Origin of the sequence: Nocardia transvalensis NBRC 15921 (assembly GCF_000308875.1) — a bacterium.
Lineage (GTDB): Bacteria > Actinomycetota > Actinomycetes > Mycobacteriales > Mycobacteriaceae > Nocardia > Nocardia transvalensis.
Map to the genome: position 1 here is coordinate 1 of NZ_BAGL01000011.1, position 25208 is coordinate 25208.

Consider the following 25208-nt stretch of genomic DNA (forward strand, 5'->3'; position numbering starts at 1 on the left):
TCCCGGCGAGGAGACGCCGGAGCGTCCCGCGGCGAACCTGCCGCAGCGCGAATCCGGTGCGACCGGCCTGCCCCAGCGCGAGCCCGGTTCCGGTCTGCCCCAGCGGGATCCGGCCGGAAACGGCCTGCCGCAGCGGGAGTCCGGGGCCAACGGCCTGCTCGATTCGGGTCGCGGCCTCCCGACCCGGCGCCCCGGCAGCACCGGCATCCCACAGCGGGAGCCCGGCGCCGGTCTGTCCCGCGGCGGCGGTCTGCCGCAGCGTGATTCGGGAACCGACCTGCCGCCCCGCGAGCCGGGCGGCGGCCTGCCGCAGCGCGGCGCGGGCGGTGGCCTGCCCCAGCGTGAGCCCGGCTCCGGCCTGCCGTCCCGCGACTCGGGCTCCGGCCTGCCGTCGCGTGAGCCTGGCTCCGGTCTGCCGTCCCGTGACTCGGGCTTCCGGCCTGCCGTCGCGTGAGCCGGGTTCCGGCTTGCCGTCGCGTGAGCCCGGGAACGGGCTGCCGTCGCGGGAGTCCGGCGCGAGCGGGTTGCCGCAGCGCGGGGGACTGCCGCAGCGTGAGCCGGGGAACGGGCTGCCGAAGCGCGAGCCCGCCGGTGGGCTGACCCAGCCGGAGCCGGACAACCTGACGCGTGAGTCGAGTGGCGGCCTGCCGACCCGGGATTCGGGACTCGGCCTGCCGCAGCGCGAGTCGACCGGCGGCCTGCCCGCCCGTGATTCGAGTGGTGGTCTGCCGCAGCGGGATTCCGGTCTCGGACTGCCGCAGCGGGAATCGGGCGGCGGCCTGCCGCGGCGCGAGCCCGGCTCCGGCCTGCCGCAGCGCGGGGCGGGAAGCGGTCTGCCGCAACGGGAGTCCGCGAGCGGGCTGACCCAGCCGGAGGCGGATAAGGACCTGCCGCAGCGGTCCTCGGGATCCATCGGCCTGCCGCAGCGCAAGCCGGGAGCCGATCTGCCGCCGCGGCCGTCACCGACGCCGGGGCTGAGCCTGCCGAGGCCGGAGGATTCGGCCGGGGACGACTCGGCCGACGGTCGCGAGCAGGGACGGCACAGCTTCAAGTCCAACCCGCAGAAGACCGCGTCGTTCTTCCAGACCCGGTTGCAGCCGACGGAAGACGAGACCAGTTCGGTGATGGGCGGTACGCCGATCTTCGCCGAGATGATGTCGGCCTGGCTGTCGGATCCGAATGCCGACCGGTCCCAGGCGGCCGCCTCCTTCGAATCACCCGGTGACGAAGGCTGGCAGGCCGCTCGCCGGGCCGTGGAGGCGCAACCCGAAAAACGGACCTCGGCAGGATTGCCACAGCGCGATCCGGGTAATCGGCTTGTTCCCGGTGGTGTCATCGGAAAGGCCGACCCCACACCCCCGCGTGACGCAGAGTCCATCAGGTCAAGCCTGAGTCGCCACCAGCAGGGCGTTCGGGATGGCCGCGCAATGAGAGCAATGAACCTAACCGGAGATAAAGGAGACCGATGAACCCCGATCTAGGTGGTACGAACCGTCAGCTGGATTGGCTGGTTTCGAACTTCGCCAACGAGGTTCCGGGCGTCGCTCATGCCGTGCTGGTTTCGGCCGATGGTCTGTTGATGGCCGCGAGCGCACAGCTGCCCGTCGACCGTGCCGAACAGCTGTCCGCTGTGACCGCGGGGCTCGCCAGCCTCTCGGTCGGTGTGTCGAACCTGTTCGAAGGCGGCACCGTCCTGCAGTCCGTGGTCGAGATGGAGCACGGCTATCTGCTACTCATGGCGGTCGGCGACGGCTCCTACCTGGCGGTACTGACAAATACGTCCTGCGATATCGGACAAGTGGGATACGAGATGCCTTTGCTGGTCGAGCGCGTGGGCCAGACAGTTCAGGCCACACCTCGCGTCACGATGGGTTCCTGATGGTGGGATGGACATAGACAACCAGCGCATGGGGAGCGCCGAGCCGAGCCTCGTTCGCCCATACTCGTTGACCGCCGGCCGTACGCGGCCGACGGTCGAGTTGGCGTTGGAGGCACTCGTCGCATCGCATCCGGTCGCCCTAGAGCGGCAGTTCGAGCTCACCAACATCGAGACGTCAATCGTGGAGTTGTGCAGAGAATCGCCGTCTGTCGCAGAACTGGCCGCCCGGCTGGGTATTCCGATCGGGGTGGCTCGAGTGCTTGTCGCCGACCTGATCGAGGCCGGCCATGTGCGAGTTTCGGCGACTTTGAAAGACGATTCGAGCGACGACGAACGTCGCGAGCTGATCGAAAGGGTTCTCAGTGGACTCCGGCGTATTTGATTCGACGGCCCAGGTCGATACGCGTACAAGTAAGCCCACCTCGGCAAAGATCGTGGTAGCCGGTGGATTCGGCGTGGGCAAGACAACCTTGGTCGGTGCGGTTTCGGAGATCGTTCCGTTGCGCACCGAGGCATTGGTGACCAATGCCAGCGTCGGTGTCGACAGCCTGGCCGCCGTGCCGACGAAGGCCACCACCACGGTGGCCATGGACTTCGGCAGGATCAGCCTCGCCGACGACCTGGTGCTGTACCTGTTCGGTACACCCGGCCAGTACCGCTTCTGGTTCATGTGGGACGACCTGATCCGCGGCGCCATCGGCGCCGTGGTGCTGGTCGACACCCGCAGGCTGGAGGACAGCTTCGCCGCGGTGGACTACTTCGAGGCGCGTAGCCTGCCGTTCCTCGTGGCCATCAACGAGTTCGACGATGCGCCGAAGTACCCGCTCGAGGACATCCGCCAGGCGCTGGCGGTGCCCGCGGACGTGCCGATCATGTCGATCGACGCCCGCAGACGCGAGCCGGTCAAGCAGGCGCTGGTCTCGGTGACCGAGTACGCGCTACGCAAGGTCGTTCAAGGGTACTGAGGAGGCGCCACCGCAGCGGGTTCCGGCGCTGCGGTGGTCCCGGCCGAAAGCGTGCCGGGATCCGAAGTCGGCGCGTGCCGGGTGAAGTCGGCGTATGCCGGGATCCGAAGTCGGCGCATGCCGGGGTCCGAGGCGCAGCGCGCCGGGATGCCGAGGCGGTGCATGCCGGGTGGAGACGCCGGGATGTCGAGGCGGCTTCCGCCCATCGTTCAGTTTTCGCTGCGCGCACAACGAGCGGGGCGTCGTGGGACTGCTGCTCGGCCTGCTCGGGATGCGCCCGATCGGGATCGCCGCCGCGATCGGTCTGGTGCTGTTCTTCGCCGGAGCCTTGGCGGCGCACGTGCGGGCGCGGGTCTTCTACAACATCGCCTTTCCCGGAGCGTATTTCGCGCTCGCGGCCGGTGCTCTCGTCCTCGGCCTCGCCACGGCGTGACCCGGTAGGGTGAGCGAAAAAGGTTGCGGCAGAGGGAGAAGTACGGTGCGCCACGGCAACGGCCTGGACATTCCGGAGGACCTCGGTGAGTTCTGCTCGCCGCGCCGGATGGCGGTGATCGTCTACGACATGCAGGTGGGCGTGCTGTCGCAACTCGACGACCGCGACGAGATCGTCGCGCGGGTCGAACGCGTGGTGGGGGCCGCGCGCCGGGGCGGGTACCCGATCATCTTCCTGCGGCACCTGTTCCTGCCCAAGCGCCTGAGCGGGCGGTACGCCATGCGGATGGCGATGTCGTGGCAGGGAGTCGACTCGTTCGACGAGGTGACGCCGATCCTCCAGCGCGGGACGCCCGGATTCGAACTGGTGCCGCAACTCCAACCGGGGCCCGACGAGATCGTCTTCGACAAGACCTCGATGTCGGCCTTCGAGGGCACGCCGCTCGCCGCGGTCCTGCGCGACCTCGGCATCGTGTCCTACGCGATCGCGGGCGTCGCCCTGGAGATCGGCATCGCGCCGACCGTCACCCACTCCACCGACCTCGGCTTCGTCCCCGTGGTGATCCGGGACGCCTGCGGCGGCAAGGACAAGGAGGCGATGGATCGGGCCTTGGAGGACTTCGCATTCCAGGGGAATGCGGTCGTCACGGATAGTGATGCGATTGTGCCGCTGCTGGAGAAGGGCGAGTAGTTCCCGGCCAAAAGCGTGCCGGGAAATGCGTGGGGTGCGGTGGGTGCGTCGGATGCGGTAGGTGCGGTGGGTGCGTGGGATGCGGTAGGTGCGGTGGGTGCGTGGGATGCGGTAGGTGTGGCGGGGGTGGGTGGGCGCTGGTTCAGTCGGTGGCGGGGATCCAGGCCGGGTGCCACATGCGGCCGGCTTCGGTCCAGTTCATGTAGCGGACGGTGCCGGTGACCTTGGGGGTGGCCCAGACGGCGTCCTTGCGTTCCTCGGGCGTGAGTTCGTTGTCGAACGGGCTGGTCTTGCGTTCGAGGCGGTGTAATCGGGTGGTGAGTTCGGCCATCTCCTGTTCGCTGAAGCCCGTGCCGACCCGGCCGACGTAGAACAGCCGGCCCTCGTGGTGGACACCGACGAGCAGTGAGGCGAACTGCCGTGCGTCGCTGCGCCGCCAGCCGCCGATCACCACCTGCTGGGTGCGCCAGTTGCGGGTCTTGACCCAGGACTGGCCGCGTCGGCCCGGGAGGTACACGGAATCCTTGCGCTTGGCGAGGACGCCCTCGAGGCCGTGGTCCTGGCTGTAGCGCAGGGCCTGCGCGCCCGGACCGTCCAGCTGCGGCGGCACCACCAGCGACGGTGCCCGCCCGGCCAGCGCCTCCAGCACCCGCCGCCGATCCGAGTAGCGCTTGCGCAGCAGCGACGTCCCGTCCAGGTACAGCACGTCGAAGGCCACGAAGACCGCGCGGGCCGCATCGGCTTGGAGCAGGCCGAGATTGGCGACGCCATGATCGTCGAACACCACCGCCTCGCCGTCCAGGACCACGCGGTGCCCCGCGAGTTCACGGCCCAGCGCCGCCAGGCGCGGATAGCGCCCGGTGACGGTGTTACCGGCGCGGCTGCGCAGGGTGACCGTGCCGTCCTCGATCTCGGCGATGAGGCGGAAGCCGTCCCACTTCGTCTCGAAGGCCCACTCCTCGGTGGTGAGCGTGGAGACGTCGCCCGCGGTGGCGAGCATGGGGGTCAGGCCGTGCGGGAACTGCGCGGGCTGCTTCGGGGCGCCGTTCGGGATCGGTTGTTCCGCCTCGGGTTCCGGCTTCATCAGGTGCATCAGCCACTGGTTGCCGTTGGTCTGGATCAAGGCATAGCGCCCGTCGATCCGGGAGCCGTGCAGGCGCACGATGACCTCGTCCTCGCGCCACTTCTCGGTCTCGTAGGTGCCCGAATCCCAGATGGTCATCTCGCCGCCGCCGTACTCACCCTTGGGGATGCTGCCGTGAAACTGGAGGTATTCCAGCGGGTGGTCCTCGGTGTGGACGGCCAGGCGATTCTCCCGCGTCGAGGTGGGCGGGCCCTTCGGCACCGCCCACGACACCAGCACCCCGCCCCGCTCCAGCCGCAGGTCCCAGTGCAGGCGGCGGGCGTGGTGCTCCTGGATGACGAAGCGGTCGCCCGGGCCCTCGGCCGGGATCTCGTCCGGCACCGGCTCAGGGGTGCGGGCCGGATCGCGCATCGAGCGGTAGGTGGCCAGGGCGTCGGGGGATTGGTCGGCGAGCGGGGGATCGAGACCGGACAGCACGTCGCCATGGTCGCGCCAGCGGGCCAGGACCTCGTCGAAGGTCAAGTGCCGCAGGCGTTTCCGGTCCTCGATCTCGGCCCAGGTGCGTGGCGCCGCGACGGTGGGGTGGGTGCGGCCGCGCAGCGAATAGGGCGCGATGGTGGTCTTGGACGGGTTGTTCTGGCTCCAGTCGAGGAAGATCTTGCCCGGCCGCGCGGCCTTGGACATGGTGGCGGTGACCAGCTCCGGATGGAGTTTCTCCAGGCCCGTGGCCACCTGTTTGGCCACCGTCGACGCGCCGCCCGCGGTGAGTTCGCGGTCCAGCGGGACGTAGACGTGCAGGCCCTTGCTGCCGCTGGTCACCGGGTAGGCGTCGAGCCCGGCATCGCGGACCGTATCGCGGATCCACAGCGCGACCTGGGCGCACTGCGAGAGCTCTACGCCCGGCCCCGGGTCGAGGTCGAATACCAGCCGGGTGACGGGGCCGCGCTCGCCGGAGACGAAACGCCATTGCGGCACATGGATTTCCAGCGAGGCCTGCTGCCCGATCCACGCCAACCCGGCCACCGAGTCGATGACGGGGTAGGTGACCCGGCGGTCGGAATGGTCGACGGTCTGGCGGCGGATCCACTTCGGCGCGTGCGTGGCCAGGTTCTTCTCGAAGAAGGAGGGCTCGTCGACCCCGTTGGGCCAGCGCTTGCGGGTGACCGGGCGGTCGGCGATGTGCGGCAGCAGCGCCGGGGCGATGGCGGTGAAATAGTCGATGACCTCGCCCTTGGTGGTGCCGGTGGCGGGATACAGCACCTTGTCGAGGTTGCTGAGCTCAACCTCGACATTCCCGAACCGGCGGCGGGACACCATATCCGAAGTTTAGAGGGCGGCACCGACAACCCGTGGCCACGCGAACGACGACGGGCCGCTGACGTCCCGGAATCGAGACGACGAGCGGCCCGTCGGCAGTCGTGCGGTCAGGGCTTGGGCGTGTCCGGATCGGCCGGCGGCTCGGGAGCCGGAGGCGTCTGCTCCGGGGCGGCTCCCGGCTGGTCCTTGTCGGGGATGGCGTTCTTCAGCGCGTCGGTGCCCTTCCCGATCTTGTCGCTGTATTTGCCGCCGGTCTTCTCGTCGATGAAGCCGCCGGCCTTGTCCACCGCGTCGTGTATCTTCTCGGCGTTCTCGGAGGCCGCGTCCCTGCCCTTACCGACCAATCCCTTGAGGGTGTCAATCAGACTCACGGTCGCACTCCTAACTCATCGGTCCTCAGCTGGTTGTTTGCGCACATCTTCCCACCACGAGACCTGCGGTGATACCGCATTCGCAGCTATCCGCTGGCCGGGCAGCGGCACCGCGATCGCGGTCCCGGCGGCGCGGGCCGCCGCCACCGCTCGCTGCACCGGCTCCGACCAGCCGTGGAAGGCCAGATTGAACGTCGCCCAGTGAATCGGGATCAGCAGCCCGTGGCCCGGCTCGCCGACGCAGACGTCGGCGTGGGCACGCACCGCCTCCTCCGGATTCATGTGGACATCCGGCCAGTGCACGTCGTACGCGCCGATCGGCAGCAGGGTCAGATCGAACGGGCCCAGCGTCGCGCCGATCTCCGCGAACGCCTTGGTATAGCCGGTGTCGCCACCGAAGTACACGCGACGCGCCGGACCCGCGACCACCCACGAGGCCCACAGCGTGGTGTTGCGGACCAGCCCGCGGCCCGAGAAGTGCCGCGCCTCGGTGCAGGTGATCACCAGGTCACCGAGGGAAGTCGAAGCGCCCCAGTCCAATTCGATGATCCGGTCCTCGGGCACCCGCCATTTGCGCAGGTGCGCGCCGATGCCGATCGGCACGACGAACGGCGCGTCCTGCGTCTCGGTCAGGGCGAGCACCGTCTCGCGGTCCAGGTGGTCGTAGTGGTCGTGGGAGATCACGATCGCGTCCACCGGCGGCAGCTCGGTCAGCGCCACCGGCACCGGGTGCAGCCGGGCCGGTCCGACGGTCGGCGACGGGGAGACCCGCTCGCTCCACACCGGATCGGTGAGGACGCGGTAGCCGTCGACCTCCAGCAGGGCGGAGGCGTGCCCGTACCAGGTGACCGCCAGGTCGCCCGGCTCGTCCGGAACCTCCGGCGTGGCCAGCGGGATCGCGCCCTCCGGTCGTCCGACGTTGGTGCGGGTCATCGCCGACAGCAGCAGCGACAGGCCCGAACCCGAGGCGAACTGGGTGCTCGGCTCGGTGTTGTGGAATTGCCGGTTGCGGTAGCTCGCCGAGCCGGTCGCGGTCGGCGCGATATCTCCGGCCGAGGCGCCCATCGATGTGGGAATGCCGCGCGCGGCGCGTGCGGCCCAGGTCAGGCCGGCCGCACCGGCGATGCCGAGGGCGGCGCGGCGCGCGACGGAGAACAGCGATTGCGGTGCCATCAGCGCCCCGCGAACTTCGCCGCGCGCTTCTGTTCCCGGGCCAGGCGGGCCTCGGTGGCATCGTCGCTGCGCCAGGCGGTCTCGAGGGCGGCCCGCTGCTCCGGGGTGTCCTCGCCGCGGGTCCCGTCGTCGTTGAAGACGAGTTTGAGATGTCGTAACGACAGCGGCGCCAGTTCGGCGATCGACTTCGCCCACGCCTGTGCGTCGGCCAGCGTGCCGATCCGATTCGCGAAGCCGAAAGCGTAAGCGTCGGAAGCGGTTACGGATTCGGCGCCCATCAGGATCGTGCGCGCCGGGCCGCCGCCGATCAGCGAGACGAGGCGGCGGACGGTCCAGCGGTCGACGGAGATGCCGAGTTTCGCGGCCGGAATCGCGATATAGGACTCGGGGCTCATCACCCGCAGATCCGAGGCGAGCGACAGCTGTACCCCCGCGCCGAGCGCGCCGCCGTTGATCGCGGCGATCACCGGGACCGGGACGGTCTCGATGGTGTGCAGCATCTCCATCAGCGCGTCCAGGAAGACCGGCGAGTACACCCCGGACAGGTCGGCTCCCGCGCTGAACAGCGGCCCCTGACCGGTGAGGACGATGACGCGGGCCTCGGCCGCGGCGGTCGTCACAGCCTCCCGCACCTGCCCGACCAACTCGTCGTTGAGGGCGTTGCGCCGCTCCGGGCGCTGCAGTTCGATGGTGACCACGTCGCCATCGCGACTGACTCCGAGCATCTGGCCTCCCCATTCATGCGGTTCGAATACCTTCACCTTATGCGGCGCGAGGTTGCCTGACCGCACTCGACGCACCCCGCGTACCGTGACGCCGGTGACCGCACGCGATTTCGAGATCCTGGTCATCGGCGCCGGGCAGGCCGGATTGTCCGCGGCCTATCACCTGAAGCGGCTGGGATTGGCGCCGGAGCGGGACTTTCTGGTCGTGGATCACGCGCCGGCGGCGGGCGGGGCCTGGCAGTTCCGCTGGCCGTCGCTGACGCTGAGCACCGTGAACCGGGTCCACGACCTGCCCGGTATGGAGTTCGCCGAGACATTGCCGGAGGGGTCGGAGAACGCGCGGGCGGCCACCGCGGTACCGCACTACTTCGAACTCTACGAGAAGCGCTTCGATCTGCGCGTGCACCGGCCGGTGTCGGTTCGCGTGGTATGCGATCGCGCGACTCCCGACACCTGCCCCACCGGAGAGGTCGACGGCCTGCTGCACGCCGAAACCGCCTCTCGCGCCGACGCGTCCGGGTCGGGGGCGGACGGACAGTTGCGGGTGCGGGGGTTGATCAACGCGACCGGGACGTGGGAGAAGCCGTTCGTCCCGTACTACCCGGGCGCGGAGACGTTCGCGGGCCGGCAGGTGCACGCCCACGACTACCGGACGGCCGACGCCTTCGCGGGCGAGCACGTGGTGGTGGTCGGGGCCGGGGTCACGGCGGTGCAGTTGCTGGACGAGATCTCGCAGGTCACGACCACGACGTGGGTGTCGCGCACCGAGCCTCGCTGGCGGGAGGGGCCGTTCACGCCCGACGCGGGACGCCGTGCGGTGGCGATGGTCGAGGATCGGGTGCGGCGCGGGCTGCCGCCGCGATCGGTGGTGTCGGTGACCGGGCTGCCGGTCGACGACCGGGTGCGCGCGGCCCGTGCCCGCGGGGCCCTGGACTGGCATCCGATGTTCCGGAGTATCGAACCCGAGGGTGTGCGCTGGGCCGACGGAAAGTTCCAGCCCGCCCGGGTCATCCTGTGGGCCACCGGTTTTCGCAGCGCACTCGACCACCTGGCCCCACTACGCCTGCGCGGTCCGGGAGGCGGCATCACCATGACCGGCCGCCTGGCCACCCAGGTCGCCTCGGACCCCCGCATCCACCTCCTCGGCTACGGCCCCTCGGCCAGCACCATCGGCGCCAACCGCGCCGGCCAGGCCGCCGCCGTCGAACTCACCACCCACCTGGGTCTCCGCCAGAGCTGACCGGCGTCAGTTCTCGAGGCCTACGGCGAAGACGGCGGGGTCGGGGCCTACTCGGGTGGCGGTGTCGAGGGCGGAGATGATCTGCATCTGCTCTGTCGTGAGTTCGAAGGAGAAGACGTCGAAATTCTCCTGGATGCGGGACGGGGTGACGGACTTCGGGATGACCACGTTGCCGAGCTGGAGGTGCCAGCGGATGATCACCTGGGCGGGGGAGCGGCCGATCTCCTGCGCGATGCCCGTGATGGTCGGATCCTTCAGCTCCGCGCCCTGGCCGAGCGGGGCCCACGCCTCCGTCGCGATGCCGTGTTCGGCGTGGAAGGCCCGCAGCTCCGGCTGGGCCAGGCTGGGATGCAGTTCGATCTGGTTGACCGCCGGGGTCTCGCCGGTCTCGGCGATCAGCCGCTCCAGGTGGTCGCGGTTGAAGTTGGAGACGCCGATCGATCCGATCCGGCCCTGGGCCTTCAATGCCTGGAAGGCGCGGTAGGTGTCGACGAACCGGTCGGCCGACGGGACCGGCCAGTGGATCAGGTACAGGTCCAGGTAGTCCAGGCCCAGCTTCTGCATGCTGGTCTCGAACGCCTGGAGCGTCGAGTCGTAGCCCTGGTCGGAATTCCGCAGCTTGGTGGTGACGAAGACCTCGTCACGAGGTAGTCCGAACTCCCTGATGGCGTGGCCCACCTCGGCTTCGTTGCCGTAGAGGGCGGCGGTGTCGATGCTGCGGTACCCGGCCTCCAGGGCGGCGGTCACTGTCGCGGACGTCTCGGTTTCGGACACCTGGAACACACCGAAACCGAGCTTCGGGATCACGTTGCCGTCGTTCAGGATGATCGACGGGACTGCGCTGGTCTCGCTGCGAAAGGTCACCTTTCCGACCGTAGAAGCGGTTTGCGGGCCCGTCAACGAACCCCCGGAGCGTGTTCGTAGAGTGCCCGGCTTTCGATCGGGGCCCGAGGTCAGGTCGCCGGGAGCCCCAGCCGTCGGTAGCGACGCTTGCGCAGCGCGGCCAGGTCGTGCGGTGACCGGGTGCCGAGCAGCGACAATTCCTCGGCGAGGGCGGCGAGCAGGCGGCGGGAGAAGTCGACGGGTTCGTCGGCGGCGTCGGGGAGTTCCGGGACGAGGCGGTCGACGATCCCGTCGGCCAGCAGATCCGGGGCGCCGATGCGCTGGGCGGCGGCCAGCTCCGGGGCGTGGGCGGTATCCCGGTGGACGATCGCGCTGGCCCCCTCCGGCGGCAGCGGCGCCAGCCAGGAGTGGCGGGCCGCGAGGACGCGGTCGGCGGGCAGTAGTGCGAGGGCGCCGCCGCCGCTGCCCTGGCCCAGCAGCACCGAGATCGTCGGGGTCTCGAGCGTGACGAGATCGGCTATGCAGCGGGCGATTTCGGGCGCCAGGCCGCGCTCCTCGGCCTCGCGGGACAGGGCGGCCCCGGCGGTATCGATCACCAGGACCAGCGGCAACCGCAGCTCCGCGGCCAGATGCATGCTGCGCCGCGCCTCACGTAAAGCTGCCGGTCCCATGGTGTTCTCGCCGGTCTGCCCGGCCCGATCGTGCCCGAACACCACACACGGCCGCCCCCGCAGCCGAGCCAGCGCGTGCACGACGGTCCGATCCGCCTCCCCCTGCCCCGTCCCGCTGAGCGGCACCCGATCGGTGGCACGCCGCAACAGTTCCCGGATGCCGGGGCGCTCGGGACGACGGGAAATGACCACCGATTGCCAGGTCTGGTCGGGGTCAGCGGCCCTCTCAGCGCCTTCGGAATGCGCCCTCTCAGCGCCTTCGGAATGCGCACTCTCAGCGTTTCTGGAATGCGCACTCTCGAAGTTTCCGGAATGCGCGCTCTCGAAGTTTCCGGCACGCTTTTGGCCGGAAACTACCTCCGCCTGTGGATTCCGGCCAAAAGCGTGCCGGAAAAAGGGAGGGGAGGTAGGGGTGTCCTCATCACCTATCGCCACATTGAGCACGCGATGGGCGATGCGCCGGAATACCCGCACCGGCACCACTCCGTCGATCACGCCGTTGCGATAGAGATTCTCCGCCGTCTGCACGCCCTCCGGGAACGGCCGGCCGTAGAGGGCCTCGTAGACGCGGGGGCCGAGGAAGCCGATCAGCGCGCCGGGCTGGGCGAAGGTCATGTGGCCCAGGGAACCCCAGGACGCGAAGACTCCGCCCATGGTCGGATCGCGCAGGTAGACCAGGTACGGGTGGCCGGCCGCCTTGTGCGCCGCCACCGCACCTGCGATCTTCACCATCTGCACGAAGGCGACGGTGCCCTCCTGCATCCGGGTGCCGCCCGAGGTGGGCGAGGCCACCAGCGGCAGGCCGAGTTCGGTGGCGCGCTCGACCGCGGTCGCGATGCGCTCGGCGGCCGCGACCCCGACCGATCCGGCGAGGAATCCGAATTCGCAGGCGATCACGGCCACGCGCCGCCCGCGCAGCAGCCCCGCGCCGGTCAGCACGGATTCGTCGGTGCCCGCCCGGTCCGCCGCCGCGCGCAGGTCGGCGCGGTACGCCGGATCGGCCGCGACCTCGACCGGCGGGCGGTCCCAACTCGTGAACGAGCCCGGATCGAGCAGTTCGCCGAGTAACTCTCGCGCCGATATCCTCACGCGCCCGAGCGTAACCAGCCCTATACCCGTCACGGTGGCTGGACGGAATCGAGATCGGGCTGGTCACGGGTCACCGGGCGCGGGTCTCGCTTGGGTCGCGGCTCGGTAATGGTCGTTGCCCAGCTATTTGTCGAGGGTTACGGTGATGGACCCCCGATGGTGTGGAGCGGTCGGTGCGACCCCCGTGGCCGAGGCGCCCGCGTATCGGGAGTGACATACGCGGGAGGCGCGATGGGACACGAGATTACGTCGATGGCTCGCGAAAACGGTTGGCGCGCAGGGCCCGTGCTCCTCCTGGCGGTGATGGCCACGGTCATCGCCATGCTGCCGGGAACGGTCGCGCGGGCCGAACTTCCACTCCCGGACGATGATCCGTTCTACGCCGCGCCCGCCGACCTCGCGGACCAGCCGAACGGCGCCGTGCTCGGGTCGCGTCCGATTGCGCTGCTCGGCTTGCCGATTCCCGTGTCGGCCTGGCAATTGCGCTATCGCACAACGGATTCCGACGGCGCTCCGCTTCTGGACGTGGCGACGATGCTCGTGCCGCCCGTCCCCTGGCCGGGTCCGCGGCCGCTGCTGGCCTACCAGGTTCCCGAGGACAGCCTGGGCACCCGGTGCGCACCCTCCTTCGCGCTCGGCGGCGCCCGTGACGCCGGCGTGGTCAACACGGTGCTGGACATCCCGTTCCTGGTGGAGTCGCTGCGGCGCGGCTGGGCGGTGGTGGTCCCCGACTACGAGGGTCCGCAGTCGCGGTTTTTCGACGGCCCGGCGGCCGGACGCGCCGTGCTGGACGGAATCCGGGCCGCGCGGTCCTTCCCGCCGGCCGATGTCGCGCACAGCCCGGTGGGCGCCTGGGGATATTCGGGCGGCGCGTTCGCCGCGCTGTGGGCCGGGCAGCTGCGGGCGCAGTACGCGCCGGACGTGCCGCTGGCGGGTATCACCGCGGGCGGCGTCCCGGCCGATATCCCGTCGATCGCACAGCATGTCGACGGTGGCGTGCAGGCCGGGCTGGCCCTGCTGATCCTGATCGCGCTGGCGCGCAACGATCCCGGTTCCGGCCTGATCGATCTGCTCAACGACCGAGGCCGGGCCCTGCTGGCCGAGAACGTGTCCGCCTGCGGGTCGGACCTGGTCCCCAAGTACGCCGGCGCGCACGTCGACGACTTCTCGACCGTCCCGAACCTGCTGTCGAATCCGGTCTTCCTGGCCGCGGCGTCGGCCAACCACCTCGGATCGCCCGCGCCCGACGCCCCGATGTACCTGTACCACTCCACCACCGACGACGTGGTTCCCGTGCCGGGCTTCACCGCGCTGGTCGAGACGTACTGCGCGCAGGGCGCGACCCTGACGGCCGTGCATTCGACGTACCCGATGCACAACGGCGCGGCCATCGCCGAGGCGGCCGGTGGGTTCAACGCGCTCGCCGACCGTTTCGCGGGAGTGCCGCCGCCCGCGGGCTGTGTGATTCGCTGACGGCGGCTGCCCCGGTCAGCGTCCGGTGAGTTCCATCCACTTCGTGGTGCCGGGCGGGGCGGCGAGCGTGGCGATCAGGTCCATGCCCGCGATGATCAGCGTCGGACCGCCCGCGACCAGGGTTCCGATGATGCCGCCGAGTGCGGCTCCGGTGACGACCGCGGGGATCCCTATGACGCCACCGACGAATGCGGTGAGACCGATCGCCACCCCGATCGCGGTGCCGATGAATCCGCCGATCGCGGTGGCGATCCCGAACTGCGAGGCGAACGCCTGCATCGCGAGCTGGTTCTCCTCCAGCGAGGCCACCGGTGTCACCTCCACCGGCCGGACCGCGGCCACGTCCCGGACGGCGGTCAGTTCGAGCACCCGGCCCGCTTCGCCGATCCGGTGCGGCAGCGGGTATTCCAGGCCGTCCTGGCGCACCGCGAGCGGCAGCGTCACCAGTGTGGCGCCGTCGGCCGAGCGGATGTCGACGGTGCGCTCGTCGCCCGATACGGCGAAATACCCGTCGGACAGCGTGGTCCGGACGGTGTCGCCGGACAGGACGGTCTCGTAGCCCACGTCGCCGGTGACGGGTTCCGCGTGGACGGTGCCGGCCCCGACGGCAACGGCCGCGAGCACAGGTAGCACTCCCGCGGTGAGCTTGCGCGTATTCATGTGTAGTTGTTCCCTTCGGCAGGATTGTTTTCGTCGAAAGCCCCCGGTCGCGCGCGTTCGACCCCTGCCTGAGTCACCCCTGGTGTGCGCGCATCCGTCGACCCGGCTTGCCGACAGGTGTAACCATACCTTCACCAGCGGCGTGCAGTCCCCGAAACCGCTTTCCGGAGAAGATATTTCGAACGACCGGCGGGTTTGCTCTACAGCAGCAGATGCAGCAGCACCGCACCCGCGCACACCGCGACCACCGTCGCGATCGCGATCGCGTCGCGCCGGCCCGGGGCGCTGGGATACGCCGTGAGCTGGCCGGTTCCGCCGCGGGCGGTGATGGCCTCGCCGAGTTCGGAGGCGCGGCGGGTGGAGACCGCCATGGCGGCGGTGAGGATGTCGAGCAGCGGATTCGCCGCCGCCCGTTGCAGTGCGGAGTCCTTGGGCCGGAGCCGGCGCGCGGCCCGCAGCACGCGCATCTCGTCGAGCAGCAGCGGCAGCCCGCGCAGCATGAGCGCCACCACCACGGCCCATTCGTCCACGGGCACACGCAGTTTCCGCAGCGGCGCGCCCAGCTTCGCCAGCGCCGGGGCGATCTCGCCCATCGGCGTGGTCCAGGCGATCAGGAACGAGGAGGCCACCAGCACCAGCCCGAACAGCGTGACCTGCGCGTAGCGCACCACGGCCGCGCCGCCGACGGGCAGGGTGATCAGCGCGCCGACCGCCACGCCTGCCCAGAACCACCACGGCAGCCGGGGTAGCGTCCCGAGCGGCAGCCGCGCCACGACGCCGATGACCACGAGGAACAGCACCGTGACCCCGAGGACCGGCCACGACGGCAGCAGCATCAGCAATATGCTGATGAGGAAGGCGCCGATCATCTTGGTCCCCGCCCACAGCCGGTGCACGGGGCTGTCGACCGGAACCTGGCGCAGCAGAACGGTGCTCATGACGACTCCCCGGGTGCGTCGGGACGATGGAGACGCAGGCGCGCGAGGGTCGAGGCGGTCGGCTCGGCCGTCTCCGCGCGCTGTTCGTCGGAGGCGGGGCTCGGCGCGGTCTCGGGGATCCGCCCGGAATTCAGGTGCACGGTGCGGTCGCACACGGCCGCCATATCGGCCACGTCGTGCGAGATGACGATCAGCGTGAGGCCCGAATCCCGCAGCCGGGCCAGCAGTTCCACCACCTCGGCGCGACCCTGCGGATCGAGTCCGGCCAGCGGCTCGTCGAGCACGACCACCTGCGGGCGGGCGGCCACGATCGCGGCCAGCACGACCCGCTTGGCCTGGCCGCCGGAGAGTGATTCGATGGATCGGGAGGCGAGCATGCGATCCAGGCCGACCGCGTCGAGGGCCCGTCCGACCGCGCCGGACCCGGTGCCGCTGCCGCCCCAGTCCTCGATCTCGGCGCCGACGGTCTGCCGCTGTAGCTGCAGCCGGGAATGCTGGAAGGCCAGCTCCACCGCGCCGATCCGGCGGTGCACGGGCCGGGTTCCGCCGGGTTCGTGCAGGACGCAGCTGCCCGAGGTGGGCACGACCAGCCCGGCCATGATCCAGGCCAGCGTCGATTTGCCGGACCCGTTGCCGCCGACCACGAGCAGCGCCTCGCCGCGGCGGACCGTGAGATCGACGCCGTGCAGCGCCGGGGCCGACCAGGGGGTGCCGCGGTTGTAGGTGTGCCGCACGTCGCGCAGTTCCAGCACCGGCTCGCCCATCGGGCTGCGCCGCGGGTCGCGCACCGGGCGCGGCCAGGCCGGGAGGCTGTCCACCTGCCGCCCGTTCGCCAGATGCACCACGCGGTCGGCGGCGGCCGCGTCGGCCTCGTGGTGGGTGACCAGGACGACCGCCATCGGATGGCGGCGGGGTAGCTCGCTCAGCAGGGCGACGAGTTCGCGGCGGCCGTCGGGATCGATCATCGAGGTGGCCTCGTCGGCGATGAGCAGCGCCGGCTTGCGGGCGAGCGCGGCGGCGACGGCCAGGCGCTGCTGCTGCCCGCCGGACAGCGTGGCGGTCTCGGCCCCGCCCAGCCCGTCGAGTCCGACCTCGCGCAGCAGCGCCTCGATATCGACCTCCTCCGCCAGCGCCGGCGGCAGGCCCCACACCACGTCGTCGGCGGCCAGCACGCCGAGCGTCTGGCTCTCCGGGCGTTGCAGGACGAGCGCGGTGCCGCCGAGCAGGCCGAGGCCCGCGGATCCGGGCCGCTCCACGGTCCCGCCGGTCGGCGGCCGGCCGGCGAGCACCCGGGTCAAGGTCGATTTCCCGGAGCCGTTGTGCCCCACCACCGCGACGAATTCGCCGACCCGCACGGTCAGGTCGATCCCGGACAGCGCGTCCGTCCGCGCCTCCGGATAGCGGAACGCGACCTGGTGCAACGTCACCGGTAGCGGCGCGACGGGCCGGTCGTCGGCGGGGGCGTCCAGCCGGTCGCCACCGGGCAGCCAGCTGAGCCGGTCCAGCACCGATCCGAGCGCGAACCACGAGAACACTGCGGTCGCGACGATTCCGGCCAGCACACCCGCGCCGATGAACAGCCACCACCAGCGCAGCACCAGATCGGCGAGGTCGGTGATGCCCTGCCCGAGCGATTCCATCCGGCCCCGCTCGGCCAGGTTCGCCAGCCCGCGCGCGGTATTGCGGACGTTGTCGAACAGCAGGTCCCGGGCGGTGCCGAAGATCAGCAGCCAGCCCAGGATCATCGCGGCCCACGCCAGCCCGGCGATGGCCGACAGGCCGAAGACCGCCACGACCCCGCCGCGTCCTCGCTTGACGCCGCCCACGATGCCGCCGATGGTCGCCGAGGACACCACGGCGATCGCGGGGATGAGCCCGCCCGCCACGAAGGCCACCAGCGTGGCCGCGACGGTCGCCGTGGCCACGGCCCGCACCCGGTAGCGATGCGCGAGCATCCCCAGCGGGACGGCCGCGACCAGATTGAGCGCCGCGGCGAACGGGACCACCGAGCCGAGGGTCACCAGGCCGACGGTGACACCGCCGAGGACCGCGCCGGTAGCCAGTTCGATCGGGCGCAGCGACCCGAGCGCGGGGGCCGGCCCGGCGCCGGGCGAGGGTGGAGCGGTCACGGATCAAGTCTGCCAGTTCGGCCCGCGGGCGCGTCCGGACCGGATCGGAGAGCCCGTCACGCCGCGCCGGTCAGCTCGTAGTCCTCCGGATGCAGCCGGCGGGTGCGCAGGCGGTAGGCGGTGACGGTGCCGGGCCAGTTGTTGGTGATGCGGCCCGCCTGAGTGCGATACCAGCTGGTGCAGTCGACCCAGGGCGTGCGCCGCAGGCGGCGCTGGGTGCGCTCGTCGAACTTCCGCGCGGTATCGGGCCGCACCTCGAGGCGGCGGCCGGGATGGGCGGCGAGGTAGTCGAGAGCGTGGCGGATGTAGCGGGCCTGGCATTCGATCATGTAGACGATCGATCCGATACCGAGATTGGTATTGGGGCCGTACATCAGGAACAGATTGGGGAAGCCCGGCACCGCCATGCCCAGGTAGGCGCGGGCCCCGCCGGACCACACCCGCTCCAGTTCGGCCCCGTCGCGGCCGAAAATCCTGATCGGCCAGAGGAATTCGGTGCCCTTGAAGCCGGTGCCGTAGACGAGCACGTCGGCGGGGTGGACCTCGCCGTCGGTGGTGCGCACGCCCTCGGGCACGATCTCGGCGATCCCGGTGGTGACCACGTCCACATTCGGCCGGGTGAGCGCGGGGTAGTACTCGTTGGAGAACAGCACCCGCTTGCACAGCACCGGATAGTCCGGGGTCAGCTTGGCCCGCAGCCCCGCGTCGGGCACGTCGTGGCGCAGAGCCCGCAGGCCGAGCCAGGTGGCGATCCGCCGGATCGGCGGCACCGTCGCCAGCCCGAGCGCGAAGAACTCCAGGAAGCACCACACCCACAACCGCTGCGCCAGCCGCAGGCCCGGCACATACCGGAACAGGATGTGGTGGACGGGCCGGTACTCCCGGTCGGTGCGCCGCACCACCCAGGCGGCGGTGCGCTGGAACAGCGTCAGCCGGGCTACCTCCGGCTGGATCGCGGGCACGAACTGGATGGCGCTCGCGCCGGTGCCGATCACCGCGACGCGCTTACCCGCCAGGTCCACCGAGTGATCCCACTGCGCCGAGTGGAACGACGGCCCGGCGAAACTCTCGCGTCCGGGGATATCGGGCATTCGCGGCCGCGAGAGCTGGCCGACCGCGGACACCACGACGTCGGCGGTGTAGGTCCGGCCGCCCGCGGTGCGCACCGTCCAGCGCCCGGCGGATTCGTCGTAGCCGGCCTCGGTGACCTCGACCCCGAACCGGATGCGCTCCAGCAACCGGTGCTTGACCGCGATCGCGTGCAGATAGTCCTGGATGTCGCGGCGGCCGGAGTAGCGGTGCGGCCAGTCGGGCTTCGGCTCGTAGGAGAACGAGTACAGCGGGGACGGGACGTCGCAGGCGGCGCCGGGATAGGTGTTCTCGCGCCACACCCCGCCCAGATCGTCGGCGCGCTCCAGGATGGTGAAGGCGCCGAAGCCGTTGCGCTGCAATTCCATCGCCATGCCGAGGCCGCCGAATCCGGCTCCGATAACGATGACCGACGGCGTTGTCGCGGGCATTGTGGTTCTCCTCACATCGTTACAGCTCCCTCCACTTTAAGGAGGTGGTGCGCTCATGATCGACATATTCGGCCATAATCGCGGTATGGCAACGGTGCAGCACCCCGGCGTACGCAACTGGGACTTCCCCCGCGGGGTGGCGAGTGTGGCGCTGATGGTCGGCTATGCCCGCGAACACGGGGTCCCGGCCGCGCGCATGCTGCGCGGTACGGGCCTGTCCGAGCGCGTGCTGACCGATCCGGACGTCCAGATCGACGCGCACACCGAACTCGCGGTGGTCCGCAATCTCGTACGGGCCCTGGGCGCCGACCGCCCGGCCCTCGGCGTGGAGGTGGGCCGCCGCTACCGCATCACCACGTTCGGCATCTTCGGTTTCGCCTGCGTCTCCAGCCCGACGCTGGGCGAGGCGATCTCGTTCGCGCTGCGCTTCCTCGAACTCAGCTTCACGTTCTGCATTCCGGTGACCCGATGGGAGCCGGGCGAATTCGTCGCGGACGTGCACGACGAGCTGGTGCCCGCCGACGTGCGGACCTTCCTGGTCGAGCGGGACGTGCTGGCGATGCACCAGGTGATGATCGATCTGCTGGGCGGGCCGCTGCGGCTGTCGCGCGCCGAATTCGACTATCCGGAACCGGAATACGTCGATCAGCTCGCCGAGATCATCGGCGTGCGACCGCGGTTCGGGCGGCCGCACAACCTATTCTCGATGGATCCCGCGGCACTGGAACAGCCGCTGCCGCAGGCTAACGAGCACACCTGGACCATGTGCCTGGCGCAGTGCCGGGATCTGGTGCACCGGCGGCGCGCCCGCACCGGTATCGCCGCCGAGGTGCGCGAGCGGCTGATGCCGCGCGGTGGCGTGGACGGATTCGCGGCGCCGCCCGGAATCGACGCCGTCGCACGGGATCTCAATGTGAGCACCCGGACCCTGCGCCGCCATCTGGACGCGGCCGGCACCAGCTATCGCGCGCTGCTGGACGAGGTGCGCCGCGCGCTGGCGGAGGAGATGCTCACCGCCACACCGCTCTCGGTGAGCGATGTGGCGATCCGCCTGGGCTATGCCGAGGCCTCGACCTTCATCTACGCGTTCAAGCGCTGGACCGGGACCACCCCGTCGTCCTACCGCCGCGAGCGGGCCTCGGCCAACGGCCAAGTGATCCAGGGACGTTGAGGCTCGCTCAGTCGGGCTGCACCGCGATCCGGCCGCCCATCGGGACCGCGCGGACGATCGAGGTCATCCGGCGTCCGTCGATCGCGTGCAGCACCAGCGACGGGTCGGGGGCGTAGTCGATCGGCACCTCGCCGGGCGCGCCGACCTCCCATTCGCCGCCGATCTGCGAGGCCACGCTCGGCGCGACCACCAGCTGCCGCCCGCCGAACAGGGTCGTCCCCATCGAGTGCATATGCCCGGTGATCACCCCGACGACGCGCTCGTCCGCGGCCACGATCCGTTCCAGCCGTTGGGGATTGGCGAGCCGGATCGGGTCGACCACCGTGCTGTGCATGGGAACCGGGGGATGGTGCAGGGCGACCAGCACGGTGGTGTCGGCGGGCGTCTCGGCCAGCAGATCCAGCAGCCAGTCGTAGGTGTCGCCGGACAGTTCGCCGCCGCCCTCGCCGGGAACGGTGGAGTCCAGCAGCGCCACGGTCAGCCCGTCCAGCCGCAGCGTCTGATTGATCGGCTGCTGGGAGGCGGGCTGGTCCAGCAGCGCCTCGCGGAGGTTGGCGCGGTCGTCGTGGTTGCCCGGCAGCACCGCGACCGGGACGTCCGCCCGCAGCACGGCGTGGGCCTGTTCGTACTCCTCGGCCTTGCCGGAATCGGTGATATCGCCGGTGACCAGGATCGCGTCGGGGCGGCGGGGCAGGCCGGCCAGATAGGCCATGACCCGCTCGGTCCGCGCGGTATTGCGGGCCCGCAAGTCGAAATGGGTATCGCTGAGCTGTGCCAACACAATCATCGGCGTCCGCTTTCTCGTGGGAATCGCGCCGTTGCGCCCGAGCGTGCCTGTTCGGCACCACATACCAGGTTAGATGGCCGCTCGCCCACGCGTCTGCATGAGGCTCGCCACCGCATATAGCCGAACGGTATGACCGAGTCCGTGGCTAGACGCGGTCGAGCAATCCGGCCGCGGCGGTGAGCGAACTCGCACCGGCCGCCCAGAAATCCGGTCCGGGCGGCGCCTCCAGCGCCAGCTCGTCCGGCGTACGCCAGGACGCCGTGAGCCGCAGCCGCCAGGAGTGCAGGTGGGTGCGCCGGTAGCGGCCGGACTTGTCGAACAGGGGATCGCCCGCGATCGGGTGGCCGATCCAGGCCAGGTGCACCCGGATCTGGTGGCGGCGGCCGGTGATCGGGCGCACCGCGAGCACGGTGTGATCGCCGTCGCGCAGCACGGTCGTGAATTCGGTGCGCGACGGATAGTTCTTGCCCGCCAGCAGATCTCGCTCGTCGACGCGCCAGTTGTCGTCGTCGCGGGCGATGCTCTCGCGCGGTGCGGCGATGCGCACCCGGTTCTTGCGGCCCACGCTCAGCGGCAGCTCGATGACGCCCTCGTCCGGCAGGCCCGTGGACGCCGTGATCGCCAGATAGGTCTTACCGGCCGTGCGCTTGGTGAACTGCCGGGTGAGCTCGCCGTGCGCGCCGAGTTCCTTGGCCAGCAGCACCAGGCCCGAGGTCACCTTGTCGATGCGGTGCACCGGATAGAGCGTCTGCCCCTGCTCGGCCGCCAGCTCCACGATGTCGGTGTCGTGCCGCTCGCCGGTCACCGAGATTCCGGCGGGTTTGTTCAGGGCGAGGATCGCGTCGTCCTCGTCGATCAGGCACTGCGCGCGCAGCTCGGGCCAGCGGATATCCACGAACCCACCCTAGGGGTGAACGCGATGCGCGCCGATCCGCATGCCGCGCGGATGTTCGCTGTGGTGGGTATAGTTCAGAATTGAATGAGCCACTACATGACGGTACATTAATTCGCGCTATGATTTCCCTCACACGTTAGGCCAGCTTATGAGCGGAGTCCGACGGCCGGTCGAACTCTCGGCATTGGCGGATGCACTGCACGCCGAAGATGTCGGGTACCGCAGATCGCTACACGCGCGCCAGCTACAGATGATCGCGATCGGCGGCGTCATCGGCACGGGCCTGTTCCTCGGGGCCGGCGGGCGGCTGGCCGGGGCCGGACCCGGGCTGTTCCTCGTCTACGCCGTCTGCGGCGTCTTCGTCTTCTTCATCCTGCGCGCCCTCGGCGAGCTGGTGCTGCACCGTCCCTCCGCCGGGTCGTTCGTCTCCTACGCGCGCGAGTTCTACGGCGAGAAGCTGGCTTTCGCCGTCGGTTGGACGTACTTCTTCCACTGGTGCATGACCGGGGTAGTCGACATCACCGCCATCGCAACGTATTTCCACTACTGGGGCGCGTTCGACGGGGTCCCGCACTGGCTGCTGGCGTTGATCGCGCTGATCGCCGTGGTGTGCACGAACCTCATCTCGGTGCGCTGGTTCGGCGAGCTGGAGTTCTGGGTCGCGCTGATCAAAGTCGTTGCCCTGGTGGGCTTTCTGGTGATCGGCACCGTCTTCCTGGCCGGGCGCTTCAAGATTCACGGCCAGCCGACCGGCATCGATGTGCTGTCCCATCACGGCGGCCTGTTCCCGACCGGCGCCATACCGCTGGTCACCGTCACAACAGGTGTCGTATTCTCCTATGCCGCAGTGGAATTGGTCGGCATCGCCGCCGGTGAGACCCGGCAGCCCGCCGAGATCATGCCGCGCTCGATCAACCAGGTGATCACCCGGATCGCGGTGTTCTACGTCGGCTCGCTGATCCTGCTCGGACTGCTGTTGCCCTACACGGCTTTCCGCTCCGGGGAGAGCCCGTTCGTGACGTTCTTCGCGGGTATCGGCGTCCCCGCGGCCGGCACGATCATGAATCTGGTCGTGCTGACCGCGGCCTTCTCCAGCCTCAACGCGGGCCTGTACTCGACCGGCCGGATCCTGCGCTCGATGTCGATGAACGGCAGCGCGCCCGGTATAGCCGGGCGGATGTCGCGCAACGGCGTGCCCTACGTCGGCATCCTCGCCACCGGCGCGATCGCCCTGGTCGGCGTCGGCCTGGACGCGGTGGTGCCGGACAAGGCGTTCGAGATCGTGCTGAACGTCTCGGCGCTCGGCACCATCGTGTCGTGGACGGTGGTCCTGCTCTGCCAGCTGCGGCTGTGGTACCGCTGGCGGCAGGGCGTGGCGTTCCGCCCGAAGTTCCGGCTACCGGGGACGCCGTATACGAGCGTGGCGGCCCTGATCTTCCTCGCGGTCGTCGTGGTGCTGATGGCCTGTAGCGGCAACCCCGTGCAGCGCGCCGCGGTTGTCGCCCTGATCGGGATCATGGGGCCGGCGCTGATCGTGGGCTGGTTCCTGGCGCGCCGGAAGGTGTTGCGTATCGCGGAGATTCGCCACGGGCACGCGGGTCAGTTCCCGGTGCTGGCCGAGCGGCCGTGGCCGGGCCGCCCCGACGACTCGCTCGTGGTCGTCGAGGATCCGGGGAAGGGGACCCCCGGGCATCCGAAGGACCCGATCGTCGTGATCGAGGAACCCGCGCGACCGATCCCCGACGACGTGCGCCCGAGCGGGACGACGCCGTGGAGCAAACTGACACCGCCCGGGTGATCAGATCGTGGCGTGCTCCAGCTCGCGCAGTGCCGCGTCCAGGTGGCCGATCATGCGCGTCAGCTGCGGCACCGAGCGGCGGCAGCCGACCAGGCCGAAGTCCAGGGTGTCGGCGGTGCTGGTGACCGTGATGTTCATCGCCTGCCCGTCGAACGGGATCGACAGCGGGTAGTTGCTCTCCAGCCGCGCGCCCTGTAGATACACCGGTTTGCGCGGTCCCGGCACATTGGAGATCACCAGGTTGAACGGAACCCGCGGCAGGGCTTGGAAACCCGGTACCAGCGTCATGCCCAGCGGCGACAGTAGCAGCGCCGAGAGCGCCATCGCCTCCAGCCGCGGCAGCTGCTCGAAGACCTGCTTCGAGCGCCGCATCGAGGCGTTGATCGCCGCCAGCCGCCGCGCGGGATCGGCGATATCGGTGCCGAGGCTGCACAGCACGGCCGCGACCATGTTCCCGTCGGAGTCGGGTTCGGCCGCGGAGCGCAAATTCACCGGGACCATCGCGGTCAAGGGCTTGTCCGGCAACGCGTTCCGCTCCGCCAGGTAGGCGCGCAGCGCGCCCGCCGAGAGCGCGAGGACCACATCGTTCACCGTGACGCCGGTCGCGCGCCGCACGGCGTGGATCCGCGCCAGCGGCCAGGAGCCGACCGCGATGCTGCGCGCCCCGCCGATCGGCCCGTTGAACATCGTGGGCGGCGCGGACAGCGGCAGCTCCAGCCGGCCCGCGGTCAGTGCGCGCCCCGCGGCGGCCGCGCCGCCGACCCCGGTCATGAGGCGCGGCAACGACTTTCGCGCCTGCTCCCAGAGGCTCTCGACGGCGTCGGGATCGCGATCGGGCCGTCCCATCGTCCACGGCGTGCGCAGCCGGGTGTCGTAGGGATCCTCGGTCAGGGTGCGCTGCAACAGCCGCAGCGCCGACACCCCGTCCATGAGCGCGTGGTGCACCTTGACGTAGACGGCGAACCGCCCGCCCGCCAGGCCCTCGATGATCCGCCCCTCCCACAGCGGCCGGTGCCGGTCGAGCAGGGCCGAGTGCAGTCTGCCGGTCAGGTCGAGCAGTTCGGCGTCGCGGCCCGGGGCGGGCAGCGCGCAGCGCCGCAGGTGATAGCCCAGATCGACCTCGTCGGCGTGCGACCACAGCATGCTGGAGAAACCGCCGAGGATGCGGCCCTGGTGGCGCCGGAAGCGCTGCTGTACATCCGTCGCCGCCCGCGCCTCGTCGTACAGCGAGCGCACGAAATCGTCACCCGCCTCCGCGGGCGGCTCGAACAGTTGCAGGCCGCCCACGTGCATCGGGTGCTCGCGTGATTCGAGCGCCAGGAATATCGCGTCGACAGGGTTGAGAAGGTCCATCGGT

At 70.3% G+C, this 25208-nt stretch carries 22 protein-coding genes and 2 pseudogenes; 11 read left to right on the forward strand and 13 right to left on the reverse strand.

What is annotated here, in order from left to right; all coding sequences use genetic code 11:
- From ON41_RS42465 to ON41_RS04920, 7 genes and pseudogenes are all read left to right on the forward strand, one after another.
- Positions 1–454, forward strand: a pseudogene (locus ON41_RS42465) (sensor histidine kinase); the annotation flags it as partial.
- A 13-nt stretch (positions 455–467) separates the two neighbouring features.
- A complete protein-coding gene (locus tag ON41_RS04895) occupies positions 468–1469 on the forward strand; it encodes a hypothetical protein (protein ID WP_157185359.1) in 1002 nt (333 codons plus the stop codon).
- Complete coding sequence (locus ON41_RS04900; protein ID WP_040745542.1) at positions 1466–1879, forward strand: roadblock/LC7 domain-containing protein; 414 nt, start codon at positions 1466–1468, stop codon at positions 1877–1879. Before ON41_RS04895 ends, ON41_RS04900 begins: the two co-directional genes overlap by 4 nt.
- 7 nt (positions 1880–1886) lie before the next feature.
- On the forward strand, positions 1887–2261 hold the full coding sequence (locus tag ON41_RS04905; protein WP_024800684.1) for a DUF742 domain-containing protein: 375 nt from the start codon (positions 1887–1889) through the stop codon (positions 2259–2261).
- Positions 2242–2844 carry a GTP-binding protein gene (locus ON41_RS04910; RefSeq protein WP_174411295.1) on the forward strand — a complete coding sequence of 201 codons (603 nt, stop codon included), beginning with the start codon at positions 2242–2244 and terminating at the stop codon, positions 2842–2844. The genes ON41_RS04905 and ON41_RS04910 overlap by 20 nt, the downstream gene beginning before the upstream one ends.
- 238 nt (positions 2845–3082) lie before the next feature.
- Positions 3083–3277 (forward strand): annotated as a pseudogene (locus ON41_RS42880) (DoxX family protein); the annotation flags it as partial.
- Positions 3278–3322: 45 nt separating this feature from the next.
- On the forward strand, positions 3323–3967 hold the full coding sequence (locus tag ON41_RS04920; protein WP_040745549.1) for a cysteine hydrolase family protein: 645 nt from the start codon (positions 3323–3325) through the stop codon (positions 3965–3967).
- A gap of 142 nt (positions 3968–4109) precedes the next feature.
- On the opposite strand, the gene ON41_RS04925 is transcribed toward ON41_RS04920, so the two are convergent.
- From ON41_RS04925 to ON41_RS04940, 4 genes are all read right to left on the reverse strand, one after another.
- Complete coding sequence (locus ON41_RS04925; protein ID WP_040745551.1) at positions 4110–6368, reverse strand: ATP-dependent DNA ligase; 2259 nt, start codon at positions 6366–6368, stop codon at positions 4110–4112.
- A gap of 107 nt (positions 6369–6475) precedes the next feature.
- Positions 6476–6739, reverse strand: coding sequence for an antitoxin (locus tag ON41_RS04930; protein WP_040745553.1), 264 nt, complete (start codon positions 6737–6739; stop codon positions 6476–6478).
- Between the two features lie 15 nt (positions 6740–6754).
- Positions 6755–7912, reverse strand: coding sequence for an MBL fold metallo-hydrolase (locus ON41_RS04935; RefSeq protein ID WP_051160979.1), 1158 nt, complete (start codon positions 7910–7912; stop codon positions 6755–6757).
- The gene (locus tag ON41_RS04940) at positions 7912–8637 is read right to left on the reverse strand and encodes an enoyl-CoA hydratase (protein ID WP_040745555.1); all 726 of its coding nucleotides are present in this window, start codon (positions 8635–8637) and stop codon (positions 7912–7914) included. Before ON41_RS04940 ends, ON41_RS04935 begins: the two co-directional genes overlap by 1 nt.
- Before the next feature lie 85 nt (positions 8638–8722).
- Here ON41_RS04940 and ON41_RS04945 point away from each other — a divergent pair, with 85 nt between their 5' ends.
- On the forward strand, positions 8723–9877 hold the full coding sequence (locus ON41_RS04945) for a flavin-containing monooxygenase (protein WP_246829449.1): 1155 nt from the start codon (positions 8723–8725) through the stop codon (positions 9875–9877).
- Between the two features lie 6 nt (positions 9878–9883).
- Here ON41_RS04945 and ON41_RS04950 read toward each other — a convergent pair whose 3' ends face one another.
- Positions 9884–10741 (reverse strand): aldo/keto reductase, encoded by an 858-nt coding sequence (locus tag ON41_RS04950; protein WP_040745559.1) that lies wholly within the window; start codon positions 10739–10741, stop codon positions 9884–9886.
- A gap of 89 nt (positions 10742–10830) precedes the next feature.
- Complete coding sequence (locus ON41_RS04955) at positions 10831–12480, reverse strand: acetyl-coenzyme A carboxylase carboxyl transferase subunits beta/alpha (protein ID WP_040745561.1); 1650 nt, start codon at positions 12478–12480, stop codon at positions 10831–10833.
- Positions 12481–12732: 252 nt separating this feature from the next.
- Here ON41_RS04955 and ON41_RS04960 point away from each other — a divergent pair, with 252 nt between their 5' ends.
- On the forward strand, positions 12733–13953 hold the full coding sequence (locus ON41_RS04960; protein ID WP_063709834.1) for a lipase family protein: 1221 nt from the start codon (positions 12733–12735) through the stop codon (positions 13951–13953).
- A 15-nt stretch (positions 13954–13968) separates the two neighbouring features.
- Here the strand turns inward: ON41_RS04960 and ON41_RS04965 are convergent, their stop codons facing one another.
- From ON41_RS04965 to ON41_RS04980, 4 genes are all read right to left on the reverse strand, one after another.
- Positions 13969–14613, reverse strand: coding sequence for a DUF8020 domain-containing protein (locus tag ON41_RS04965; RefSeq protein ID WP_040745563.1), 645 nt, complete (start codon positions 14611–14613; stop codon positions 13969–13971).
- 200 nt (positions 14614–14813) lie between these two features.
- The gene (locus ON41_RS04970) at positions 14814–15551 is read right to left on the reverse strand and encodes a CbiQ family ECF transporter T component (protein ID WP_040745564.1); all 738 of its coding nucleotides are present in this window, start codon (positions 15549–15551) and stop codon (positions 14814–14816) included.
- Positions 15548–17680, reverse strand: a complete 2133-nt coding sequence (locus ON41_RS04975; RefSeq protein WP_040745567.1) for an ABC transporter ATP-binding protein — start codon at positions 17678–17680, stop codon at positions 15548–15550. Before ON41_RS04975 ends, ON41_RS04970 begins: the two co-directional genes overlap by 4 nt.
- Before the next feature lie 56 nt (positions 17681–17736).
- Positions 17737–19200 (reverse strand): flavin-containing monooxygenase, encoded by a 1464-nt coding sequence (locus ON41_RS04980; protein ID WP_085995613.1) that lies wholly within the window; start codon positions 19198–19200, stop codon positions 17737–17739.
- An 85-nt stretch (positions 19201–19285) separates the two neighbouring features.
- Here ON41_RS04980 and ON41_RS04985 point away from each other — a divergent pair, with 85 nt between their 5' ends.
- Positions 19286–20371 (forward strand): AraC family transcriptional regulator, encoded by a 1086-nt coding sequence (locus ON41_RS04985; protein WP_040745596.1) that lies wholly within the window; start codon positions 19286–19288, stop codon positions 20369–20371.
- Positions 20372–20378: 7 nt separating this feature from the next.
- Here the strand turns inward: ON41_RS04985 and ON41_RS04990 are convergent, their stop codons facing one another.
- Both ON41_RS04990 and ON41_RS04995 read right to left on the reverse strand, forming a co-directional pair.
- The gene (locus ON41_RS04990; RefSeq protein WP_040745572.1) at positions 20379–21158 is read right to left on the reverse strand and encodes a metallophosphoesterase; all 780 of its coding nucleotides are present in this window, start codon (positions 21156–21158) and stop codon (positions 20379–20381) included.
- Positions 21159–21303: 145 nt separating this feature from the next.
- Positions 21304–22053 (reverse strand): RluA family pseudouridine synthase, encoded by a 750-nt coding sequence (locus ON41_RS04995; RefSeq protein WP_040745573.1) that lies wholly within the window; start codon positions 22051–22053, stop codon positions 21304–21306.
- A 148-nt stretch (positions 22054–22201) separates the two neighbouring features.
- On the opposite strand from ON41_RS04995, the gene ON41_RS05000 reads away from it, so the two are divergent.
- On the forward strand, positions 22202–23851 hold the full coding sequence (locus tag ON41_RS05000; protein ID WP_083905137.1) for an amino acid permease: 1650 nt from the start codon (positions 22202–22204) through the stop codon (positions 23849–23851).
- On the opposite strand, the gene ON41_RS05005 is transcribed toward ON41_RS05000, so the two are convergent.
- A complete protein-coding gene (locus ON41_RS05005; protein WP_040745575.1) occupies positions 23852–25204 on the reverse strand; it encodes a WS/DGAT/MGAT family O-acyltransferase in 1353 nt (450 codons plus the stop codon). It abuts the gene before it with no gap.
- Between the last annotated feature and the right edge of the window lie 4 nt (positions 25205–25208).

Bases quoted from the DNA above. Each gene is read 5' to 3' on its own strand.
- ON41_RS04900 (WP_040745542.1), top strand. From the start codon at position 1,466: ATGAACCCCGATCTAGGTGGTACGAACCGTCAGCTGGATTGGCTGGTT.
- ON41_RS04905 (WP_024800684.1), top strand. From the start codon at position 1,887: ATGGACATAGACAACCAGCGCATGGGGAGCGCCGAGCCGAGCCTCGTT.
- ON41_RS04925 (WP_040745551.1), bottom strand. From the start codon at position 6,368: ATGGTGTCCCGCCGCCGGTTCGGGAATGTCGAGGTTGAGCTCAGCAAC.
- ON41_RS04935 (WP_051160979.1), bottom strand. From the start codon at position 7,912: ATGGCACCGCAATCGCTGTTCTCCGTCGCGCGCCGCGCCGCCCTCGGC.
- ON41_RS04940 (WP_040745555.1), bottom strand. From the start codon at position 8,637: ATGCTCGGAGTCAGTCGCGATGGCGACGTGGTCACCATCGAACTGCAG.
- ON41_RS04960 (WP_063709834.1), top strand. From the start codon at position 12,733: ATGGCTCGCGAAAACGGTTGGCGCGCAGGGCCCGTGCTCCTCCTGGCG.
- ON41_RS04965 (WP_040745563.1), bottom strand. From the start codon at position 14,613: ATGAATACGCGCAAGCTCACCGCGGGAGTGCTACCTGTGCTCGCGGCC.
- ON41_RS04970 (WP_040745564.1), bottom strand. From the start codon at position 15,551: ATGAGCACCGTTCTGCTGCGCCAGGTTCCGGTCGACAGCCCCGTGCAC.
- ON41_RS04980 (WP_085995613.1), bottom strand. From the start codon at position 19,200: ATGCCCGCGACAACGCCGTCGGTCATCGTTATCGGAGCCGGATTCGGC.
- ON41_RS04985 (WP_040745596.1), top strand. From the start codon at position 19,286: ATGGCAACGGTGCAGCACCCCGGCGTACGCAACTGGGACTTCCCCCGC.
- ON41_RS04990 (WP_040745572.1), bottom strand. From the start codon at position 21,158: ATGATTGTGTTGGCACAGCTCAGCGATACCCATTTCGACTTGCGGGCC.
- ON41_RS05000 (WP_083905137.1), top strand. From the start codon at position 22,202: ATGAGCGGAGTCCGACGGCCGGTCGAACTCTCGGCATTGGCGGATGCA.
- ON41_RS05005 (WP_040745575.1), bottom strand. From the start codon at position 25,204: ATGGACCTTCTCAACCCTGTCGACGCGATATTCCTGGCGCTCGAATCA.